The sequence below is a fragment of the Microbacterium sp. K2 genome (assembly GCF_051365005.1).
GTDB classification, from domain to species: domain Bacteria; phylum Actinomycetota; class Actinomycetes; order Actinomycetales; family Microbacteriaceae; genus Microbacterium; species Microbacterium foliorum_B.
In genome coordinates this window covers 2029324-2048263 of the sequence record NZ_JBLWII010000001.1, presented here as the reverse complement: position 1 = coordinate 2048263, position 18940 = coordinate 2029324, and the positions used below count along the sequence as shown (strand labels likewise).

Sequence of the window (18940 nt, the reverse complement as noted above, 5' to 3'; positions counted from 1 at the left end):
GCGGATCAGTCGAGCGCCGTGCGCCCCTCGTGCTCCGGCAGTCGTTCGCGCAGCATCCGCTCTGCCAGCTCGGCCAGCTTCTGCGTCGCGGGCGACAGCAGCACTCCCTCGCGCTGCACGAGCGCGATGGTGTCGTGCATCGGCTCGGCGAACGGGAAGGTGCGGATGCCCGACGGAAACGCGTCGGACTCGGCGATCGAGCGCGACACGATCGTGTCGGCGGTGCCCGCCGCGACCAGGCTGAGCGCCGTCTCGACGTGCTCGACCTCGACCGCCGGCTCGATGGTGAGCCCCCGCAGCCGTGCGCGTTCGAGGAGCTGGCGCCGTGTGGGATCGTCCCATCCGGCGAAGGCGTCGTAGAGCACGAGCTTGGCGTCGGCGACCTCGTCGATCGTGACGGCCGGAGCGTCGGGCTCGCGGGTGGCCGAGGCATAGAGCACCTCGTCACGGAACAGCGGGCGCACCTCGAGACCGTCCTCGTCGACCGGAAGAACCAGCAGGCCGGCTTCGAGCTCGCCGGCGGCGATCGAGCGGGCGACGTGCGCCGAGTTGATGCCGACGAGCCGCAGTCGCACGTTCGGATGCCGGTGATGGAAGGTCTCGGCCAGATCCGCGAGCGCGTAGTAGGCCGCGTTGCGCAGCACGCCGAACGTGCAGGTGCCGCGGTCCAGCGACGTGAGCGCCTGGATGGTGTCGATGCCGTTCTGCACCGCGCTCACGGCCTGCGCCGCGTGGGGGCGAAGCTCGAGCGCGGCGGCCGTCGGCACGAGGCGCCTGCTGCCGCGGGTGAAGAGGGTCACGCCGAGTTCGCGTTCGAGGCGCGCGACGAGCTCGGAGACGGAGGCCTGCGTCATGCCCAGAGTCCTGCCCGCCGCCGTGAACGAGCCGTCCTCGAGCGCCGCGAGGAAGGCCGTCAGTTGCGTGATGGTCATAGCCAATGGTAAACCCGATGGATCACCACGTATCATCAGGCTTGTCTCGTGGATGCGGCGGATCTAGCCTTCCTGCATGCGTTACTCCTCAGCTGTCCTCGCCCGCTACGACGGCGACTTCCACCACCTCAAGACCCCTCTCATCGACGCGCCCGCCGCGCAGCGTGATCCGGCTGTCATCGAGACCGTGACGAACATGCTCGCCGACATCCGCGAGCGCGGTCTGGACGCTGTGCTCGACTACGCCAGGAAGCTCGACAACTACCAGGGCGCCGACATCGAGCTCACTGCCGAGCAGATCGCGAGCAGCGGCGACCGTCTCGACCCCGACCTGCGGGCGGCGATCGAGCTCGGCGCCGAGCGGACTCAGGCGTTCGCCCGCGCGTCGCGTGAGCACCTGACCGATTTCGAGACGGAATTCGTGCCCGGCATCGTGACCGGCGCGAAGTACGTCCCAGTGTCGCGGGTCGGCGCCTACCTGCCTGCCGGTCGATTCCCGCTCACCGCGAGCGCCTTCATGACCGTGGGTGTGGCGAAGGCCGCCGGCGTGCCGACCGTGATCGCATGCACCCCTCCGCAGCCCGATGGCGCAGCGAACGACGCGGTCGTGTACGCGGCGCACCTCTCGGGAGTCGACCGGGTGTTCGTGATCGGCGGGGTGCAGGCGCTCGCAGCAATGGCCTACGGACTGCTCGGCGACCTGCCCGTCGATATGCTCGTCGGTGCGGGCAACGCGTTCGTCGCCGAGGCCAAGCGTCAGCTCTTCGGCACCGTCGCGATCGACCTGCTGGCGGGGCCGAGCGAGGTCGCGGTGATCTCGGACGAGACCGCCGACCCGGTGCTCGTGGCCGCAGACCTGTTGGGTCAGGCGGAGCACGGGCCGAACTCGCCTGCGGCGCTCATCACGACATCCGAGGAGCACGGCCACGCTGTGATCGCCGAGATCGAGCGTCAGCTCGAGACCCTGGCGACCGTCGAGATCGCCGGAGCTGCCTGGCGCGACTACGGCGTGGTCACGGTCGCGAAGGACCGCGAGACCGCCGCGGCCCTCATGGATGACCTCGCCCCCGAGCACCTCGAGCTGCTCACGGCCGACGACGAGTGGTACCACGAGAATCTGCGCAACTACGGCTCGATCTTCATCGGGCCCTGGAGCACCGTGGCTTACTCGGACAAGGGCATGGCCGGCACCAACCACGTGCTGCCGACCGCGGGTGGGGCGAAGCACAGCGCGGGTCTCTCGGTCTCGCGCTTCCTGAAGCCTCTCACCTATCAGCGCATCAGCCGCGAGGCGACGCCCGAGCTCGCGAATGCCGTGCAGGTGATCTCCGACTCCGAGGGGATGGCCGCGCACAGCGCGACGGCCACGCTGCGGTTGGACCGTCTCGCCTGACGGGGCGTGCCGCCATCGTCCTGCATCCGATGCCGACGGGTAGGTCGGGGCCGGATGCAGGACCGAGGCACGGATGCAGGGCGAGATCGCCGATCTCGTCCTGCATCCGTGCTTTCGACCTGCAGACGGGCCGGGGTGCCTGGGCTGCGGCGCCGGAGGTGGGGCCGGATGCCGGCGGATGCGGGAACTGACCGGTTTCGGACGCAGGACCGAGGCACGGATGCAGGATCATGCGGGTGGTTGAGTCCTGCATCCGTGCTGTTGCCCTGCCGACGGCCCCGGACGACGACCGAAACGGGGCGACAAGGCGCGCGGCCATTGAACCTCAGAGGGCGGTGTAGCCGCCGTCGACGAGGTGGTAGCTGCCGGTGATGAAGCTGGCGGCGTCGCTGGCGAGGAAGGCGATGAGGTTCGCGACCTCGTCGGCCTGGCCGAGACGGCCGATCGGGTGCTTGCTGACGAGGAACTCCTTCGCCGCGGCATCCATGCTGGCGAGCAGCGGGGTGTCGATGAAGCCTGGGCCGACCGAGTTCACGCGCACGCCCTGAGCGGAGTACTCGAGGGCGGCCGACTTGGTCATGCCGACGACCGCGTGCTTGGCCGCGACATAGGCGGGAGAGCCGGCGAAGCCGACGCTGCCGAGGATCGAGGCGATGTTGACGACCGAGCCGCCGCCGTTCGCGAGGATCGAGGGGATCTGCGCCTTCATGTTGCGGAAGACGGCGTTGAGGTTGATCGAGATGACCTTGTCCCACGCGGCGTCGTCGTACTCGGCGGTGGGGGCGGATGCTCCGCCGATGCCCGCGTTGTTGACGCCGATGCGCAGCGGGGCGAGAGTGTTCGCGAGCTCGACCGAGCTGGCGATCCAGTCGGTGTCGGTCGCATCTCCGACGGATGCCTCCGCGGTGCCGCCGGCGGCGCGGATCTCTTCGACGACCGCGTTCGCGTGCTCCGCGTTCAGATCGTTGACGACCACGGCTGCGCCGTTCTGAGCGAGCAGGAGAGCGGTCGAGCGTCCGATTCCGCTGCCTGCTCCCGTCACGATCGCCGAGCGGTTCGAGACGTCGTACTGAGCCACGAGTGACTCCTCTTCCGGACGGTCGCGGTGCCGGGAGATCTTCTCGGACGGTCCGTCCTCGGCTCCCAGCCTACGCCTCCGAAGCGGAGATGGATTCGCCTGAATGAATCTCGGCCGGTCGATCCACGGCCCGGATCGAGGCGCGCTCGACGACCGGCATCGGGATCAGCACGGCATCGAGCGGGCGCTCGCCGAGCAGCATCTCGACCGCTGTGCGCCCCATCACGTCGTAGGGGAGCCGCGCGGTCGTGAGCCCCGGTCGCTGGAAGCCGGCAAGCTCCTCGTCGTCGAAGGAGGCCACCGAGATGTCGTCGGGCACGCGGAGCCCGCGCTCCGCGATCGCCTGATACGTGCCGAATGCCACGCCGTCGTTGCCGGCCAGGATCGCCGTGATGTCGGGGTGCGCGTCGAGCATCTGCAGCGTGCGCGTGTAGCCGATGTCGGGGTTCCACTCGGGGACGTCCATGATGAACGGCTCGACTCCGGCCTCGGCGAAGGCGGCGCGGATGCCGTCGAATCTCGGTCCGATGGTCACCGAGTGCACGGGAGACGAGACCGCATGCGGGTTGTTGCCGATCACGCCGACGCGGCGGTGGCCGGCATCCGTGAGCAGGCGCGCCATCGCATGGCCCGCGACGCGCTCGTCGGGGAGCACGGAGGGGTGCCCCGTCGTCGACGTGCCGTTGACGATCACGACCGGCACGTCGGCGGGCGTCTCGGGCACCTCGATCATTCGGGCGCCGAGGAGTCCGATCAGGATGCCGTCGACCCGGCGGTCGATCATCGCCTGGATCTCGTCGGAGATGGTGGCGTCGTCGCCCTCGGTCTCGGCGATCAGCACGGTGTGGCCGTGCTCCTTCGCCGCAGACAGCAGGCCGCGGATCATCTCGGAGGCGTAGCGGGTCACGGTGATCTGATCCGAGATGAAGCCGAGTGTCTTCGTCTTTCCGAGGCGCAGGCTCTGGGCCGCGGGATTCGGTCGGTAGCCGAGCTCCTCGGCGGCGGCGCGGACCCGACGAGCAGCATCGGCGGAGAGGCGCGAACCCGGCCGGTCGTTGAGGATCATGCTCACGGCGGTCTTCGACATACCCGAGAGCGCGGCGACGTCGGCGAGCGTCGGCCTGCGATCGACGTTCTTCGGCACCGAGTTCCTCCTGTCGTGACATCTCCAGCTTAGGCAGTGCATGCGGCACCGCGGAACCACAGCGGTTGAATTGATTTAGCAAAATCGTTGCGGCCGCACATCGGCGGTGCTAATCTCGGCGATGCTGAATCAATTTAGCTTCGTCGTCGGGACTCGCTTCCCTCGCTGCGAGGCCATTCACTCAGGAGAGAACATCGTGGTTGATCTCACTCGCAGGGCTCTGTTCGGCGCGATCGGACTGGGGATCGTGGGCACCGTCGTCTCATGGCCGAGACTCACCGGTGCCGACATCCCCGGGCGCGGCACGGACACGCTGACGGTCGCCCTCTTCGGCACCGCGCAGGACGCGGTGGCGCGTCAGGCGCTGGTCGACGGCTTCCAACGCAAGCACCCCGGCATCTCGGTGCGCATCGTGGCGATCCAAGGGCAGGACTGGAGCGAGTACTTCGCCAAGATTCTCACGATGATCGCGGCCGGCACGCCACCCGATGTCGTCACGGTCGCGACCGAGGGGGCGCAACTCTTCGCCTCGCGCCTCGCGCACCCGCTCGACGCCTATGTGCGCCGCGACGCGTCGGAGATGCAGGAGTACTTCGACGACGTGAATCCCACACTCATCGAGGCGTTCATGTATCAGGGCAGCCTGTTCCAGATGCCCGACAACTTCAACGCGGCGAACGTCTTCTACAGCACGACGGCCATGGAGCGCGCGGGGCTGGAACGCCCCGCCGACAACTGGACGCTGGAGGACTTCCTCGGCACCGCCCGCGCGATGAAGAAGAGCGCTTCGGGGCAGTTCCTGCCGTACTTCTGGAACAACAGGCTGTGGGGCGGCGTGGTCCCCTGGCTGTACGTGAACAACACGAGCTTTCTGCGCGAGGAGAAGGCGACCGGCGGCGATTGGCTCTGGGACCGCTTCTATCCCGACCAGCCGGCCCGCAGCGGAGGCTATGAGTGGAAGCAGGCCGACGCGCTCAACGAGCACGCGGTCGAGAGCTTCTCGGTGCTCGAGCGCATGGTCTCGGAGGGTCTCGCCGCGAACCCCGCCCAGGGCGGCGGAAACGAGCTGGTCTCCCTGTTCTCCACCGGCTCGGTCGGGATGACCCCCGCCGGTGGCTTCTGGGTCAGCGGCCTTCAGGAGGCGGGCGTCGCGAACGACGCCTATGACGTGACCTACTTCCCCCGGATGGCGGGGCAGCGGCACCAGTTCGGGGCGGGAGGCTACGCGATCATGGAGACCTCGCCCCGCAAGGACGAGGCATGGGAGTGGCTCAAGTACTGCGTCTCGGTCGAGGGCATGACCATCGCCCACCCGAAGCCCGACTCCTCACTCCCTCGTCGCTCGCTCAACGCGAAGCTCTACGGCGCGGGGGTGGGACCTGCGCACTGGGAGGTCTTCTACGACACGCTCGACAAGTTTCCCGACACCGGTCCGATGCCGGCGCCGCCCCAGCAGGCCGCCGTCGAATCCGCTCTGCTCAAGAACGTGGTGTCGACCATCACGAACGGTCCATCCGGCGTCCGTCGAGGGCTCGAGACCATGCAGCGAGATCTCGAGCTCGCGCTGGGGGGAAACTGATGTCCGAGAACACCACCCGCACTCTCACCGTGCCGCCGGGGTCCCGGCGCGAGACCAGCACGGTCGCCCACTCGGGGCGATCCATCATCTGGGTCTTCCTGGCACCCACCCTGATCGGTCTCGGCCTGTTCAACTTCATCCCGATCATCGGATCGTTCGTCCTGGCCTTCTTCCGCTGGGACATCATCTCCGAACCGGTCTTCGTCGGATTCGACAACTTCGTCGACCTGGCCGCCAACCCGACCGTGAGCGTGTCGTTCCTGAACACCATCGGCTTCGTCGTCGTCGCCGTGATCCTGCAGCTCGCGGTCGCGCTGGTGCTCGCGGTGCTCGTGCAGTCGAGGATGCCGAACTGGCTGCGCACCTTCTTCCGGTCGGCGCTGTTCTTCCCGCTGATCCTGTCGGCGGCATCCGTCTCGCTGATCATGGCGTACCTGTTCAATCAGGAATTCGGGCTCGTGAATCAGACGCTCAACCTGATCGGCATCGCGGATGTCGGATGGCTGACGACGGGCCTCGGTGCGAAGGTCGTCGTGCTCCTGGTCTACGTGTGGCAGAACTTCGGCTTCACGTTCCTGCTCTTCATCGGCGGGCTCGCCGCCATCCCGAGTGAGGTCTACGAGGCATCCTCGCTCGACGGAGCGGCGGGGTGGACCCAGTTCCGCATGATCACGCTGCCCCTGGTGAGTCCGACGCTGCTCGTGGCATCCGTCATGGCGATCATCAACGCCCTGCAGATCTTCGACCAGCCGTGGGTGCTGACGCGCGGTGGCCCCGGTGATGAGACCCGCACCGCAGTGATGGTGATCTACGAGTCCGCTTTCCGACAGCTCGACTTCGGTGGCGCGTCGGCCATCGGCATCGTGCTCACGCTTCTCATCATGCTCGTCACGGCCATCCAGTTCCGGCTGAGCCGCCGATTCGTCTTCTACGGGTGAGGCCCATCATGACCACGACAGTGTCTTCGAAGCGTTCCTGGCTCTACACCCTCGGCACGGGCGGCAAGTTCGCCCTGCTCGGGCTCGCGGCCCTGCTCACCCTCGGGCCCGTCGTCTGGACCCTGATCACGGCGCTGTCGCCGACCGACAGCGTGACTCAAGAGGTCAGCGTCGGGTTCGGCGCGTTCGCCGACGTCTTCGCCAAGATCCCGATCTGGCTCTACGCCTGGAACAGCGCCCTGGTCGTGCTGCTCGTCGCCGCCGGCCAGATGCTCTCCGCCGCGATGGCCGGCTATGTCTTCGCGAAGTACGAGTTCCGCCACAAGAAGCTGATGTTCGCGCTGATCCTCGCGACGATGATGGTGCCGCTGCAGGTGACGATCGTCCCCGTGTTCATGCTGGTGAGGGGCATGGGCCTCGCCGACACCCTGCTCGCGCTCATCGTCCCTGCGCTCCCCACCGCGTTCGGCACGTTCCTGATGCGGCAGTACTTCATGGGCATCCCGACCGAGCTGGGCGAGGCCGCTCAGCTCGACGGGGCCGGTCCCTGGCGCACGTTCTTCGGGGTCTATCTGCCGCTGGCCACCCCAGGGCTCGCGATCGTCGGCATCCTCGCGTTCAACTATCACTGGAACGAGTTCTTCCGACCCCTCATCATGACCATCAGCGACCAGAACTTCACGCTGCCACTCGGCCTGGTCACGCTGCAGGGCAACCTCGGCACGGGCAGCGTCTCGACGGTGCTGGCCGGGGTGATCCTCTCGATGATCCCCGCACTCCTGGTGTTCTTCTTCGGGCAGAAGCCTCTGCGCGAAGGACTCACGGCGGGCGTCGGCAAGTGACGCACGCCCCCCTCAAGTAGAAAGACGACTGCCCCGGTGACCCCCACTGACCTCTCCCCGGTCCGCACCACTCGCCCACGAGCGCACTTCGCTCCGCGCAACAACTGGATGAACGATCCGAACGGACTCGTCTTCCACGACGGCCTGTACCACCTGTACTTCCAGTGCAACCCGCACGGGGTCTCGCACGCCGACGTGAGCTGGGGGCACGCCACGAGCACCGATCTCGCACGATGGACCGAGCACGCCCCGGCGATCCTCTGGGACGACACGGCGCAGATCTACTCCGGCTCCGTCGTCGTCGATCACGGCAACACCTCGGGGTTCGGCACGGCCGAAGAGCCCCCGCTGGTGGCGCTCTACACGGCGGCCGCCGACGGGCACCAGGCGCAGGCTCTCGCGTACAGCACCGACGGCGGATACGTCTGGACGAAGTATCGGGGCAACCCGGTGCTCGACCGGGGCACGAGCGACTTCCGCGACCCGAAGGTGTTCCGCTACGACGACGGGGCCGACGCGTACTGGGTCATGGTCGCGGTCGAGGCTGAGGACCGGCAGGTGCTGTTCCACCGCTCCGACGACCTCACGACGTGGACCTATCTGTCGTCCTACGGGCCGGCGGGCCCCGTCGGCGGAGTCTGGGAGTGCCCCGACATGTTCCGGCTCGCCGTCGACGGCGATGACGACGACGTGCGGTGGGTGCTGCTCATCAGCCTCAATCCGGGAGGCATCGCTGGAGGTTCGGGAACCCACTACGTCGTGGGGGAGTTCGACGGCACGACCTTCCGGGCGACTTCGCCCCTCCCGACTCCCGGGTCGGAGCTCCTGGTCGACCGCAGCCTGTCGCGTGAGGAGCTGGAGTCTTTCGGGTGGATCGACTTCGGCCCGGACTGCTACGCGGGTGTCACGTTCGACGGCCTCGCCGGGAACGAGCGGACGCTGATCGCCTGGATGGACAACTGGCAGTATGCCGGCAGCATCCCTCACGACGAGTCTTCCGAGTACCGCAGCGCGATGACTCTTCCTCGCAGGCTCTCGCTCACTCGCGACCGCAGCGGCGTGGTGCGTCTGCGACAGGCGTCGGCGATCGAGGTCGGACCCGACGAGATCACCGAGCTCGGCTCGCTGGCGGGTCGCGTCGCCGTGGGACTGGGAGATGCTGCGCCGGCGGATGCGGTGCGGATCCGTGTCACGGCGGAGTTCGACGATGCAGAAAGCGTCGAACTGCGCATCGGGGCCGCAGACGGCGGCGAGGTCGTCATCCGGCAGGTCCGCGCGAGCGGGCGCATCGAGGTCGTCCGCCCCGATGTGGTTCCCCCGGCGGGGGTGGGCGCGTCGATGTCGATGCCCATCGCGCGTGAGGGGGAGATCGACTGGGAGATCTGGATCGACGCGCTGAACGACCGGGTGTCGTCGCTCGAGCTGTTCGCGGAGGACGGCGACCGGGTGCTCACCGCGTTGATCCCCGCATCCTCGCGCCGCGCCTGTCTGCTGGCGGCCGTGGGGGGAGCGGCGCACGACGTGCGCGTCGCCGTCGCAGAGGTGCCGCGCTGACGCAGCCGAGCTGAAGTTGCCGAGCTGACGGTGTCGTGATGAGGTAGCCGTCGCGACGGCTGCGGTCGCGCGAAGTCATCGACCCATCGCGGAATACCCCGAGAGGGTATACGCTTGTTCTTAATACCCCCCAGGGGTACTAGAACGAGAGAGGGAGACATGATGACGAAGAACGAGTTCCAGGTGACGGGCATGACCTGCGGGCACTGCGAGATGTCGGTGCGCGAAGAGGTCTCCGAGATCCCCGGTGTCGAAGACATCCAGGTGAGCGCGCAGACCGGAAAGCTCGTCGTCACCGGCTCGGCCTCGGTCGACGATGCGCAGATCCTGGCCGCCGTCGCAGAGGCAGGCTATTCGGCGGTGCGGACGGCATGAACGCCGGCGCACGGCTCGGCCTCTTCGGGGCGGGCCTCGTGGTGGCGTTCGGCGCGGCCTTCGGGCTCGCCGGCGTCATCGTTCCCGCGAGCGCGGTGAGCGACTGGACGAAGGGTGCGGAAGTGGACGATCACGATGTTCACGTCGAAGGCACTGCCGGCGCGGATGACTCGGTGAGTGCCGCTGCGGACGATCTGAAGGGCCTGTCGCTCGGCGTCGACGGATTTGCGATGTCAGCGGTGTCGGCTCCGGCATCCCCCGGCGAACCCGGTGAGCTGACATTCCGGATCGAGGACGCCGCCGGCACCCCCGTCACGGCCTATGCGACCGCGCACGAGAAGGAGCTGCACCTGATCGTGGTGCGCTCTGACGGGAGCCAGTTCCGTCACGTGCACCCGGTGCTCGACGAGGCCACGGGAACGTGGTCGCTGCCCTGGGAGTGGACGGAAGCCGGAACCTATCGCGTCTTCGCGGACTTCACGCCCGCAGGCGCCGATGCCGCGTCGCTCACGCTGACCCGCACGGTTCAGGTGGCGGGAGAGATCACGCCCGTCGCGCCGGAGCCGACCCGTGTCGCGCAGGTCGACGGCTACACGGTCTCGGTCGACGGGGATCTCGAGGCGGGCACGATCGGTGATCTCACCTTCACCGTGACTCGCGACGGCAGACCCGTCACTTCCTTGGAACCGTATCTGGGAGCCTTCGGTCACCTCGTCGCACTGCGTGACGGCGACCTGGCGTACCTGCACGTGCACGCCGCGGGCGACGAGCCCGCAGCGGGGGAGACGTCGGGACCCGAGATCGCGTTCGCCGCCGAGGCTCCGACCGCGGGGCGCTACCTGCTGTACCTGGACTTCCAGGTCGACGGCACGGTGCACAGCGCAGAGTTCGTGCTCGACGCCGGTCAGTCTCACGGCTCGACCGGGTCGGAGGGCGATTCGCACGACGACGGGCACTGACCCGTCGAGCCCGCCCCTGCCGCAGCTGATCGCTGCGGCCCACAGCTGCAAGCCAGAGAAGGAACGAACATGAGCACGTCAGCACCTGCGAACGCGGGGACCGGAGTCGAGCTGGAGATCGGCGGCATGACCTGCGCCTCCTGCGCGATGCGGATCGAGAAGAAGCTGAACAAGCTCGAGGGTGTCGTGGCGACCGTCAACTACGCGACCGAGAAGGCGAAGGTCACGGTGCCGGAGGGTTACGACCCGGCCGCGCTGATCGCCGAGGTCGAGAAGACGGGATACTCGGCGTCGATCCCCGCCCCGAAGGGTGCGAAGAACGATGCCGGGTCAGCCGGGGATGCCGACTCGGATCCTGAGCTGCGGTCGCTGCGCAACCGACTGATCGGCGCGATCGTGCTGACGGTGCCCGTTATCGCGATGGCCATGGTCCCGGCGCTGCAGTTCACGTACTGGCAGTGGGCGTCGCTCGCGCTGGCGGCCCCGGTGATCGTCTGGGCGGCGTGGCCGTTCCACCGAGCCGCGTGGATGAACCTCAGGCACGGCACCGCCACGATGGACACGCTCATCTCGCTGGGCACATCGGCCGCGTTCCTCTGGTCGCTGTACGCGCTGTTCTTCGGCACGGCAGGCACGCCCGGCATGACGCACCCGTTCGAGTTCTCGCTCGCCCCGTCCGACGGGGCCGCGAACATCTACCTCGAGGTCGGCGCCGGCGTGACGATGTTCATCCTCGCCGGACGCTACTTCGAGAAGCGGTCGAAGAAGCAGGCGGGTGCCGCCCTGCGTGCGCTGCTCGAGCTCGGCGCGAAGGACGTCGCCGTGCTGCGCGGTGGCGTGGAGACGAAGATCCCGGTCGAGGATCTGCGGGTGGGAGACCAGTTCATCGTGCGGCCGGGCGAGAAGATCGCGACCGACGGCGTGGTGGTCTCGGGCACCTCGGCCGTCGACGCATCGATGCTCACCGGTGAAGCGGTGCCGGTCGAGGTCGCCGAGGGCGACACCGTCACCGGCGCCACGACCAACGTCGGCGGGCGGCTCGTGGTTCGTGCGACCCGGATCGGCTCCGACACCCAGCTGGCGCAGATGGCCCAGCTCGTCGAGGACGCTCAGACCGGGAAGGCCGAGGTGCAGCGTCTCGCCGACAGGATCTCGGGCGTCTTCGTGCCGATCGTGATCGTGATCGCCGTCGTCGCGCTGGGCGGCTGGCTCGGCGCGGGGTTCCCCGTGAGCGCGGCATTCACCGCGGCGGTCGCCGTGCTCGTGATCGCCTGCCCGTGCGCGCTCGGTCTCGCGACGCCCACTGCGCTGCTGGTCGGCACCGGGCGCGGTGCACAGATGGGAGTGCTCATCAAGGGGCCGGAGGTGCTGGAGTCGACCCGCAGGATCGACACCGTCGTGCTCGACAAGACCGGGACGGTGACCAGCGGCAGGATGACGCTCGTCGACGTGGTCGTCGAAGCCGGCACCGACCGCGCGGAACTCCTGCGGCTGGCCGGTGCGCTGGAGGATGCCTCGGAGCACCCGATCGCCCAGGCGATCGCCAAGGGTGCGACGCAGGAGGTCGGGACCCTGCCGATGCCAGAGGACTTCGCGAACATCGAGGGCAAGGGAGTGCAGGGGATCGTCGACGGTCACGCCGTGCTCGTCGGCCGGGATTCGCTCCTCGCCGAGTGGTCGCAGACGCTGAGCCCCGGGCTCGCATCGACGAAGGCCCGCGCCGAGGGCGAGGGCAAGACGGTCGTGGCTGTGGGCTGGGACGGCCAGGCGCGCGGCATCCTGGTCGTGGCCGACACGGTGAAGCCCAGCAGCGCCGAAGCGATCGCTCAGTTCACGGCGATCGGGTTGACCCCCATCCTGCTCACCGGAGACAACGACGCGGTCGCCAGGCGGATCGCGGCCGAGGTGGGCATCGACGAGGTCTTCGCCGAGGTCCTCCCGAAGGACAAGGTCGACGTCGTCACGCGGTTGCAGCGCGAGGGCAAGACCGTCGCGATGATCGGCGACGGCGTCAACGACGCCCCCGCCCTCGCCCAGGCCGACCTCGGCATCGCGATGGGCACCGGGGCGGACGTGGCGATCGAAGCATCCGACATCACCCTGGTCCGCGGAGACCTGCGCAGCGCGGTCGACGCGATCCGCCTCTCGCGCAGGACGCTCGGAACCATCAAGACCAACCTGTTCTGGGCCTTCGCCTACAACGTCGCGGCCATCCCGGTCGCCGCGCTCGGAATGCTCAACCCCATGCTCGCCGGCGCGGCGATGGCACTGTCGAGCGTCTTCGTCGTCGGCAACAGCCTGCGCCTGCGGGGGTTTCGGAGCGTCGTCACGCGGTGACGCGGGCGATATCGCGCACCCCGAAGAGAGACACTGAGATCCACACCCGACACGGGAGACAGCACTCATGATGAGCACGCACCACGCCGAGGGAACCACCGGCGACGAGCACGTCACTCACGATCACCACGCTCAGGACGCAGACGGAGGTCACGAGGGGCACGCCGGGCACGAGGGGCACGGTGGTCACGCCGGGCACGGCGACCACGTCGGCCAGTTCCGGCGCCTGTTCTGGATCAACCTCGTCATCGCGGTGCCGGTGGTGGCGTTCTCGCCGATGTTCGCGATGATCTTCGGCTACGACGTCGCCGACTGGGCGCGGTTCATCTCTCCCGCGCTCGGCACCGTCATGTACGCGTGGGGCGGATGGCCGTTCCTCACGGGTGCGCTCAGCGAGCTCAAGGCCCGCAAGCCGGGGATGATGCTGCTGATCGCCCTCGCGATCACCGTCGCGTTCTTCGCCTCATGGGGCGCGACCCTCGGGCTCCTCCATCACGAACTCGAGTTCTGGTGGGAGCTCGCGCTGCTCATCGTCATCATGCTGCTGGGGCACTGGATCGAGATGAGGTCGCTCGCGCAGACGACCTCTGCGCTCGATTCCCTCGCCGCGCTGCTTCCAGACGAGGCCGAACGGATCGACGGCGACGAGATCGTCACGGTCGCACCCGCCGACCTCGTCGTCGGCGATGTCGTCCTCATCCGCCCCGGAGCAAGCGTTCCGGCCGACGGTCGCATCATCGACGGGACCGCCGCGATGGATGAGTCGATGGTGACGGGCGAGTCCCGCCCCGTCACCCGCACGACGGGCGACACCGTGACTGCGGGCACGGTCGCGACCGACTCGGGACTGCGCGTCGAGGTCACCGCCACCGGCGACGACACCGCCCTCGCCGGCATCCAGCGCCTCGTGGTCGACGCGCAGAACTCGTCGTCGCGGGCGCAGCGCATCGCCGACCGGGCAGCCGCGCTGCTGTTCTGGTTCGCCCTGATCGCGGCGGCTGTGACCGCTCTCGTGTGGACTCTCGTCGGAGATCCTGACGCCGCCGTCGTGCGCAGCATCACCGTGCTCGTCATCGCCTGCCCGCATGCGCTCGGTCTCGCGATCCCCCTGGTCGTGTCGATCGCGACAGAGCGCGCTGCCCGGGGCGGTGTGCTCGTGAAGGACCGCCTCGCGCTCGAGAGCATGCGCACCGTCGATGCCGTGCTGTTCGACAAGACGGGCACGTTGACGAAGGGCGCCCCGACCGTGACCGCCGTCGAACCGGTCGGTGGCATCGACGCCGATCGCCTGCTCGCGCTCGCCGCATCCGCAGAGGCCGACAGCGAGCATCCACTGGCTCGCGCCATCGTGCGTGCCGCCGAAGACAGAGGCCTGACGCTGTCGAAGGCCTCGGGCTTCACGTCGTCTCCGGCGGTGGGAGTGACCGCCACCGTCGACGGCAGCGAGATCCGTGTGGGCGGGCCCAAGCTCCTCGACGAGGTCGGAGGCCGAGACATCGCCGCCGCCGACGGGTGGCGAGGCGAGGGCGCCATCATCCTGCACGTGACCGTCGACGGGCAGGTGGCGGGAGGGCTGAAGCTCGCCGACGAGGTGCGCCCGGAGTCTCGCGACGCTGTCGACGCACTGCACCGTCTCGGCGTCGAAGTGGTCATGATCACCGGTGACGCCCAGGCCGTGGCCGAATCCGTGGCGGCCGAGCTCGGCATCGACCGGGTGTTCGCCGGGGTGCGCCCCGAAGACAAGTCCGCGAAGGTCAAGGAGCTGCAGGGCGAGGGCAAGAAGGTCGCGATGGTCGGCGACGGCGTCAACGACGCCCCCGCTCTCGCTCAGGCCGACGTCGGCATCGCGATCGGCGCCGGCACCGACGTGGCCATCGCCTCGGCCGGAGTGATACTCGCGAGCTCCGACCCCCGCTCGGTGGTCTCCGTCATCGAGCTCTCCCGCGCCGCCTACCGCAAGATGAGGCAGAACCTCTGGTGGGCGGCCGGGTACAACCTGATCTCGGTGCCGCTCGCCGCCGGCATCCTGGCGCCCGTCGGATTCGTCCTGCCCATGTCGGTCGGAGCCGTGCTGATGTCGCTGTCGACGATCGTCGTCGCTCTCAATGCGCAGCTCCTGCGGCGCATCGATCTGTCTCCCGATGCGAGCGTCCGGGCCGTTCTGGGGCGGTGAGACACTGATCGCAGAGATGTCGTGACATCTGTGCGGCAGTGCAGACGTGGTGCGAGAATCGGATGCAATCCGAGATCGGTTCGGCGTCGAACAACTCTCGGACATCGAGCCCGTCGACGGTGCGGACGCTCGCCTGGTCGAGAGGAAGCCCATGAGACTCGCACAGACACTCAAGCGGATCGAGCTCGAGACGCGCCCGATCCATCCCGAGACCCGCCGCGCTCTCGCCATCCGCTGGTCGGAGCTGCCCGAGCACGCGAAGACGCCGAACCAGCTGCTCGGCCGCTGTGCCGTCGGATGCGAGGGAACGCACGGCGTTTTCCCCAAGTGCAACCTCACGTGCTCGCCCTGCTACCACTCGGCTGACGCCAACAAGGTGCGCATCGACGGCGACCACACGATTGACAACGTCGCGCGTCAGATGTCGTACCTGCGACAGATCCGGGGCCCGCGGGCCCACGCGCAGCTGATCGGCGGCGAAGTCAGCCTGTTGTCGGCTGAAGATCACGCGCAGGCGCTTCTCGCCATGCGCGCGGTCGGCCGCGAGCCGATGTCGATGACCCACGGCGACTTCGAGTACGACTACCTGCTCGATGTGGTGCTCGACGAGGATCGCAAGCCGAGGTTCGACAAGGTGTCGTTCGCCGCTCACTTCGACTCGCTCATGAGGGGTCGCAAGGGTGCGGTACGGCCGCACAGCGAGGCCGAGCTCAACCCGTTCCGCGAGAAGTTCGCGCAGATGTTCATCGACCTCAAGCGCGATCATGGCGTCGACAGCTACCTCGCGCACAACATGACCGTGACGCCGTCGAATGTCGACGAGGTCGAGCAGGTCACCCGCGACGTGCTCGAGATGCCGTTCGACATGATGTCCTTCCAGCCGGCCGCGTTCATCGGTGACGACCGGCGGTGGCGGGAGGACTTCGGTGAGGTCACGATCGACGCCGTGTGGGAGCGCATCGAGGCGGGTGCGGGGCACAAGCTGCCCTGGCAGGCGACCCAGTTCGGCGACCCGCGGTGCAACCGGTCGACGGTCGGCGTGCGCGTCGGCGGCGGTTTCGCGGCGCTGCTCGACCCCGACGACCCGAAGGACATCGCGGCGCGCGACCGGTTCCTCGATCACTTCGGCGGCATGATCTTCGGTGGCATCCCGAAGCCGGTGCTCGTCGTGAAGGTCGTGCGCGCGGTCGCCGGCCACCCGGGCGACATTCCTCCGCTCATCGGCCTCGCCCGCCGCGTGCTCCGCCGTGCCGGCGGACTGCGTCGCGTGCTGCGCGAGGCACGCCGAGGCAAGGTCTCGTTCAAGACCTTCGTGGTGCACAACTTCATGGATGCCGAGCAGGTCGACCCTGCGTGGAAGCTCATGGAGCAGGGCATCGTCGCCGACGACCCGCTGCTCAAGGAGACGCAGGAGCGCCTCGGCTCGTGCATGTACGCGATGGCGCACCCGGAGGACGGGCGCCTGGTGCCGGCGTGCGTGCAGCACTCCGTTCTCGACCCGATCGAGAACATCGAACTGCGACGACTGCTGCCGATCCCCTCGGTCCGCGATGGCGCCGAACCGCAGGTGGTCTCTCGGCCTTCAGGTCTCACGGGCGTGCGGGAGACGGGCGCGCCCCGAGCTGCCGCTCGCTGATCAGGCGGCGACCACATGCACGGCTGAGACCGGCAGCCCCAGCCGCACGCGGTCGCCGATCTGACACCGCTGCGTCGGCGGAGCCTCTGCGTGCACACGGGCGTCTCCGCAGCGGACGACGATCTCGGATCGGGCACCGGCCACGCGCGTCGACTCCACGACCCCCGCGATCGCGGCAGCATCCGTCGATCCGGCAGCGTCGTCGAGCACGGCCACGTCCTCCTGCCGGATCACGAGAGTCCCGGGGCCGTCGGGCGTCTCGGGCGGCACCGGCACCGAGCCGAGTGCGCTGTGATGGCTGCCGTCGCGCACCTCGCCGGGGATCTCGTTGCGGCCGCCCATGATCTGCGCCGCACGCAGGTTCTGCGGACGGCGATAGGCGTCGAGAACGGTGCCCTCGTGCAGCAGCACGCCGTGCTCGAGCAGCGCGATGCGGTCGGATGCCCTGGCCGCTTCGTCTCGGTCGTGCGTGACGAGCACGATCGTGGGTGAGACCGCCGCCCGCACCGCGTCGAGCAGGTCGTGCATATCGCCGCGGAGGGCAGGGTCGAGCGCGCTGAACGGCTCGTCCAGCAGGAGGACGGCAGGCTCGGCAGCGAGGGCGCGAGCGATCGCGACCCGCTGCTCCTGGCCTCCCGAGAGTTCGCCGACCCGTCGGTCGCCGAACCCTCGCAGCTGCACCATCTCGAGGTACTCCTCGGCGCGCGCCCTGGCGGCACGGCGGCTCGTGCCGGACACCCGGTCGGAGAACGCGACGTTGTCGAGCGCGGTGAGGTGCGGGAAGAGCAGCGAGCGCTGGAAGACCATGCCGACCCCGCGGCGCTCGGCCGCGACACCTGCGACATTCCTTCCGCTGATGCGCACGGCTCCGGCATCCGGCTCCTCCAACCCGGCGATGATTCGCAGCAGGGTGCTCTTGCCCGATCCGCTGGGCCCGAGCACGGCCGTGCACGTGCCGGCGGCCACGGTGAGCGAGAAAGCGTGCAGCGCCGGTGTGGGCGAGCCGGGGAATCTCTTGTCGAGTCCGTCGAGGACGAGGTCGGCGCTCACGCGGATGCTCCTGATGTCGTGGGGTGGGCAGAGGGCGAGGCAGAGGCGGTGTCGGTGCTCGGCATCGCAGTCGACGGGCGACGTCTCTTCGAGGCCGACCGAGCCGAGCCGCGCAGCGTCAGCACGGCGACGAGCAGCAGCACCGGGGGGATCACGGCTCCGAGCGACATGACGGCGACCGCGGCGTCGTTGCCGAGCCCGGCGGCGGCGCCCGCGACGATCAGCGGGAGCGTGACGACCTCGCCGCCGCCGACGATCACGGTCACGATGTAGTCGCTCCAGGCGACGAGGAACGCGAGGAACGCGGCGCGAGCGAGTGCCGGAGCGATCATCGGCAGATGCACGCGTCGCAGCACCTGGGCGGGAGAGGCGCCGAGCAGCCGCGCCTCCTCTTCGTACGACAGGTCATAGGCGCCGTAGGCCGCGCGCATCACGAAGGTCGTGTAGGGCAGCGCCAGCACGACGAGCACGAGCACCACGCCGACGATCGGAGGCACGTAGGCGCGCAGCAGCAGCACGTTGACGCCGAGTACAGCGGCGAACGGCGGCAGGGCGATGGGGGCGAGCAGCAGCGCCGAGACGGTCCGGGGGAATGGCACAGCCCCGAAGGTCAGTGCCCGCGCGGCGAGGGCGCCGAACGGCGTGGCGATCGCGGCGACCGCGAGGCCGAGGAGCACCGAGCGGCCGATTCCGGGCAGCAGGCCGAAGCCCAGAGCATCCTCGACACCGCGCACGCCCCATGCCGTGGGCAGGGGAGACGGAAACGACCAGGCGTCGGCGAAGGACCAGAGCACCAGGGGCAGGAACGGCAGTGCGAACCAGGCCACCAGCAGGACCGTCAGCGCCACGCGGATGACACGACCGGTGCCTCGTGGAGTGGTGAGGGTGCTCTGCGTCGTCAGGGCGCTCTGCGTGGTGGTGCTCTGCATCGGCAGGGTTCGCGATGGCAT

At 68.8% G+C, this 18940-nt stretch carries 15 protein-coding genes; 10 read left to right on the top strand and 5 right to left on the bottom strand.

Features of this window, described 5'->3' with window-relative positions:
- Nucleotides 1-5 precede the first annotated feature (5 nt).
- A complete protein-coding gene (locus ACLKOY_RS09915; RefSeq protein WP_436453474.1) occupies nucleotides 6-932 on the bottom strand; it encodes a LysR family transcriptional regulator in 927 nt (308 codons plus the stop codon).
- A 76-nt stretch (nucleotides 933-1008) separates the two neighbouring features.
- On the opposite strand from ACLKOY_RS09915, the gene hisD reads away from it, so the two are divergent.
- Nucleotides 1009-2325 (top strand): histidinol dehydrogenase, encoded by a 1317-nt coding sequence (gene hisD, locus ACLKOY_RS09910; protein ID WP_436453473.1) that lies wholly within the window; start codon nucleotides 1009-1011, stop codon nucleotides 2323-2325.
- Nucleotides 2326-2650: 325 nt separating this feature from the next.
- Here hisD and ACLKOY_RS09905 read toward each other — a convergent pair whose 3' ends face one another.
- Nucleotides 2651-3403: an SDR family NAD(P)-dependent oxidoreductase gene (locus ACLKOY_RS09905; protein WP_140035847.1), complete on the bottom strand. Its 753-nt coding sequence runs from the start codon at nucleotides 3401-3403 to the stop codon at nucleotides 2651-2653.
- A 70-nt stretch (nucleotides 3404-3473) separates the two neighbouring features.
- The gene (locus ACLKOY_RS09900; protein ID WP_436453472.1) at nucleotides 3474-4547 is read right to left on the bottom strand and encodes a LacI family DNA-binding transcriptional regulator; all 1074 of its coding nucleotides are present in this window, start codon (nucleotides 4545-4547) and stop codon (nucleotides 3474-3476) included.
- 196 nt (nucleotides 4548-4743) lie between these two features.
- On the opposite strand from ACLKOY_RS09900, the gene ACLKOY_RS09895 reads away from it, so the two are divergent.
- The 9 genes from ACLKOY_RS09895 to ACLKOY_RS09855 all read left to right on the top strand — a co-directional run bounded on the left by ACLKOY_RS09895 (nucleotide 4744) and on the right by ACLKOY_RS09855 (nucleotide 16940).
- Complete coding sequence (locus tag ACLKOY_RS09895) at nucleotides 4744-6126, top strand: extracellular solute-binding protein (protein WP_436453471.1); 1383 nt, start codon at nucleotides 4744-4746, stop codon at nucleotides 6124-6126.
- Nucleotides 6126-7064 (top strand): sugar ABC transporter permease, encoded by a 939-nt coding sequence (locus ACLKOY_RS09890; protein ID WP_363572786.1) that lies wholly within the window; start codon nucleotides 6126-6128, stop codon nucleotides 7062-7064. The genes ACLKOY_RS09895 and ACLKOY_RS09890 overlap by 1 nt, the downstream gene beginning before the upstream one ends.
- 8 nt (nucleotides 7065-7072) lie before the next feature.
- Entirely contained in the window at nucleotides 7073-7906 is an 834-nt protein-coding gene (locus ACLKOY_RS09885; protein WP_363572784.1) for a carbohydrate ABC transporter permease, read from the top strand.
- Nucleotides 7907-7942: 36 nt separating this feature from the next.
- Nucleotides 7943-9460: a glycoside hydrolase family 32 protein gene (locus ACLKOY_RS09880; RefSeq protein ID WP_436453470.1), complete on the top strand. Its 1518-nt coding sequence runs from the start codon at nucleotides 7943-7945 to the stop codon at nucleotides 9458-9460.
- A gap of 162 nt (nucleotides 9461-9622) precedes the next feature.
- On the top strand, nucleotides 9623-9835 hold the full coding sequence (locus tag ACLKOY_RS09875; RefSeq protein WP_290163343.1) for a heavy-metal-associated domain-containing protein: 213 nt from the start codon (nucleotides 9623-9625) through the stop codon (nucleotides 9833-9835).
- The gene (locus ACLKOY_RS09870; protein WP_436453469.1) at nucleotides 9832-10794 is read left to right on the top strand and encodes a heavy-metal-associated domain-containing protein; all 963 of its coding nucleotides are present in this window, start codon (nucleotides 9832-9834) and stop codon (nucleotides 10792-10794) included. The genes ACLKOY_RS09875 and ACLKOY_RS09870 overlap by 4 nt, the downstream gene beginning before the upstream one ends.
- Before the next feature lie 69 nt (nucleotides 10795-10863).
- The gene (locus ACLKOY_RS09865; protein WP_436453468.1) at nucleotides 10864-13131 is read left to right on the top strand and encodes a heavy metal translocating P-type ATPase; all 2268 of its coding nucleotides are present in this window, start codon (nucleotides 10864-10866) and stop codon (nucleotides 13129-13131) included.
- Between the two features lie 67 nt (nucleotides 13132-13198).
- Nucleotides 13199-15304 carry a heavy metal translocating P-type ATPase gene (locus ACLKOY_RS09860; protein WP_436453467.1) on the top strand — a complete coding sequence of 702 codons (2106 nt, stop codon included), beginning with the start codon at nucleotides 13199-13201 and terminating at the stop codon, nucleotides 15302-15304.
- A gap of 151 nt (nucleotides 15305-15455) precedes the next feature.
- The gene (locus ACLKOY_RS09855) at nucleotides 15456-16940 is read left to right on the top strand and encodes a hypothetical protein (RefSeq protein WP_436453466.1); all 1485 of its coding nucleotides are present in this window, start codon (nucleotides 15456-15458) and stop codon (nucleotides 16938-16940) included.
- Here the strand turns inward: ACLKOY_RS09855 and ACLKOY_RS09850 are convergent, their stop codons facing one another.
- Together ACLKOY_RS09850 and ACLKOY_RS09845 are read right to left on the bottom strand one after the other, a co-directional pair.
- Complete coding sequence (locus ACLKOY_RS09850; RefSeq protein ID WP_436453465.1) at nucleotides 16941-17990, bottom strand: ABC transporter ATP-binding protein; 1050 nt, start codon at nucleotides 17988-17990, stop codon at nucleotides 16941-16943.
- Nucleotides 17987-18940 carry an ABC transporter permease gene (locus ACLKOY_RS09845; protein ID WP_436453464.1) on the bottom strand — a complete coding sequence of 318 codons (954 nt, stop codon included), beginning with the start codon at nucleotides 18938-18940 and terminating at the stop codon, nucleotides 17987-17989. The genes ACLKOY_RS09850 and ACLKOY_RS09845 overlap by 4 nt, the downstream gene beginning before the upstream one ends.

Excerpts from the sequence above, each read along its gene's own strand:
- ACLKOY_RS09915 (WP_436453474.1), bottom strand. The coding sequence starts at position 932 with ATGACCATCACGCAACTGACGGCCTTCCTCGCGGCGCTCGAGGACGGC.
- hisD (WP_436453473.1), top strand. The coding sequence starts at position 1,009 with ATGCGTTACTCCTCAGCTGTCCTCGCCCGCTACGACGGCGACTTCCAC.
- ACLKOY_RS09890 (WP_363572786.1), top strand. The coding sequence starts at position 6,126 with ATGTCCGAGAACACCACCCGCACTCTCACCGTGCCGCCGGGGTCCCGG.
- ACLKOY_RS09885 (WP_363572784.1), top strand. The coding sequence starts at position 7,073 with ATGACCACGACAGTGTCTTCGAAGCGTTCCTGGCTCTACACCCTCGGC.
- ACLKOY_RS09875 (WP_290163343.1), top strand. The coding sequence starts at position 9,623 with ATGACGAAGAACGAGTTCCAGGTGACGGGCATGACCTGCGGGCACTGC.
- ACLKOY_RS09870 (WP_436453469.1), top strand. The coding sequence starts at position 9,832 with ATGAACGCCGGCGCACGGCTCGGCCTCTTCGGGGCGGGCCTCGTGGTG.
- ACLKOY_RS09865 (WP_436453468.1), top strand. The coding sequence starts at position 10,864 with ATGAGCACGTCAGCACCTGCGAACGCGGGGACCGGAGTCGAGCTGGAG.
- ACLKOY_RS09860 (WP_436453467.1), top strand. The coding sequence starts at position 13,199 with ATGATGAGCACGCACCACGCCGAGGGAACCACCGGCGACGAGCACGTC.
- ACLKOY_RS09855 (WP_436453466.1), top strand. The coding sequence starts at position 15,456 with ATGAGACTCGCACAGACACTCAAGCGGATCGAGCTCGAGACGCGCCCG.
- ACLKOY_RS09845 (WP_436453464.1), bottom strand. The coding sequence starts at position 18,940 with ATGCCATCGCGAACCCTGCCGATGCAGAGCACCACCACGCAGAGCGCC.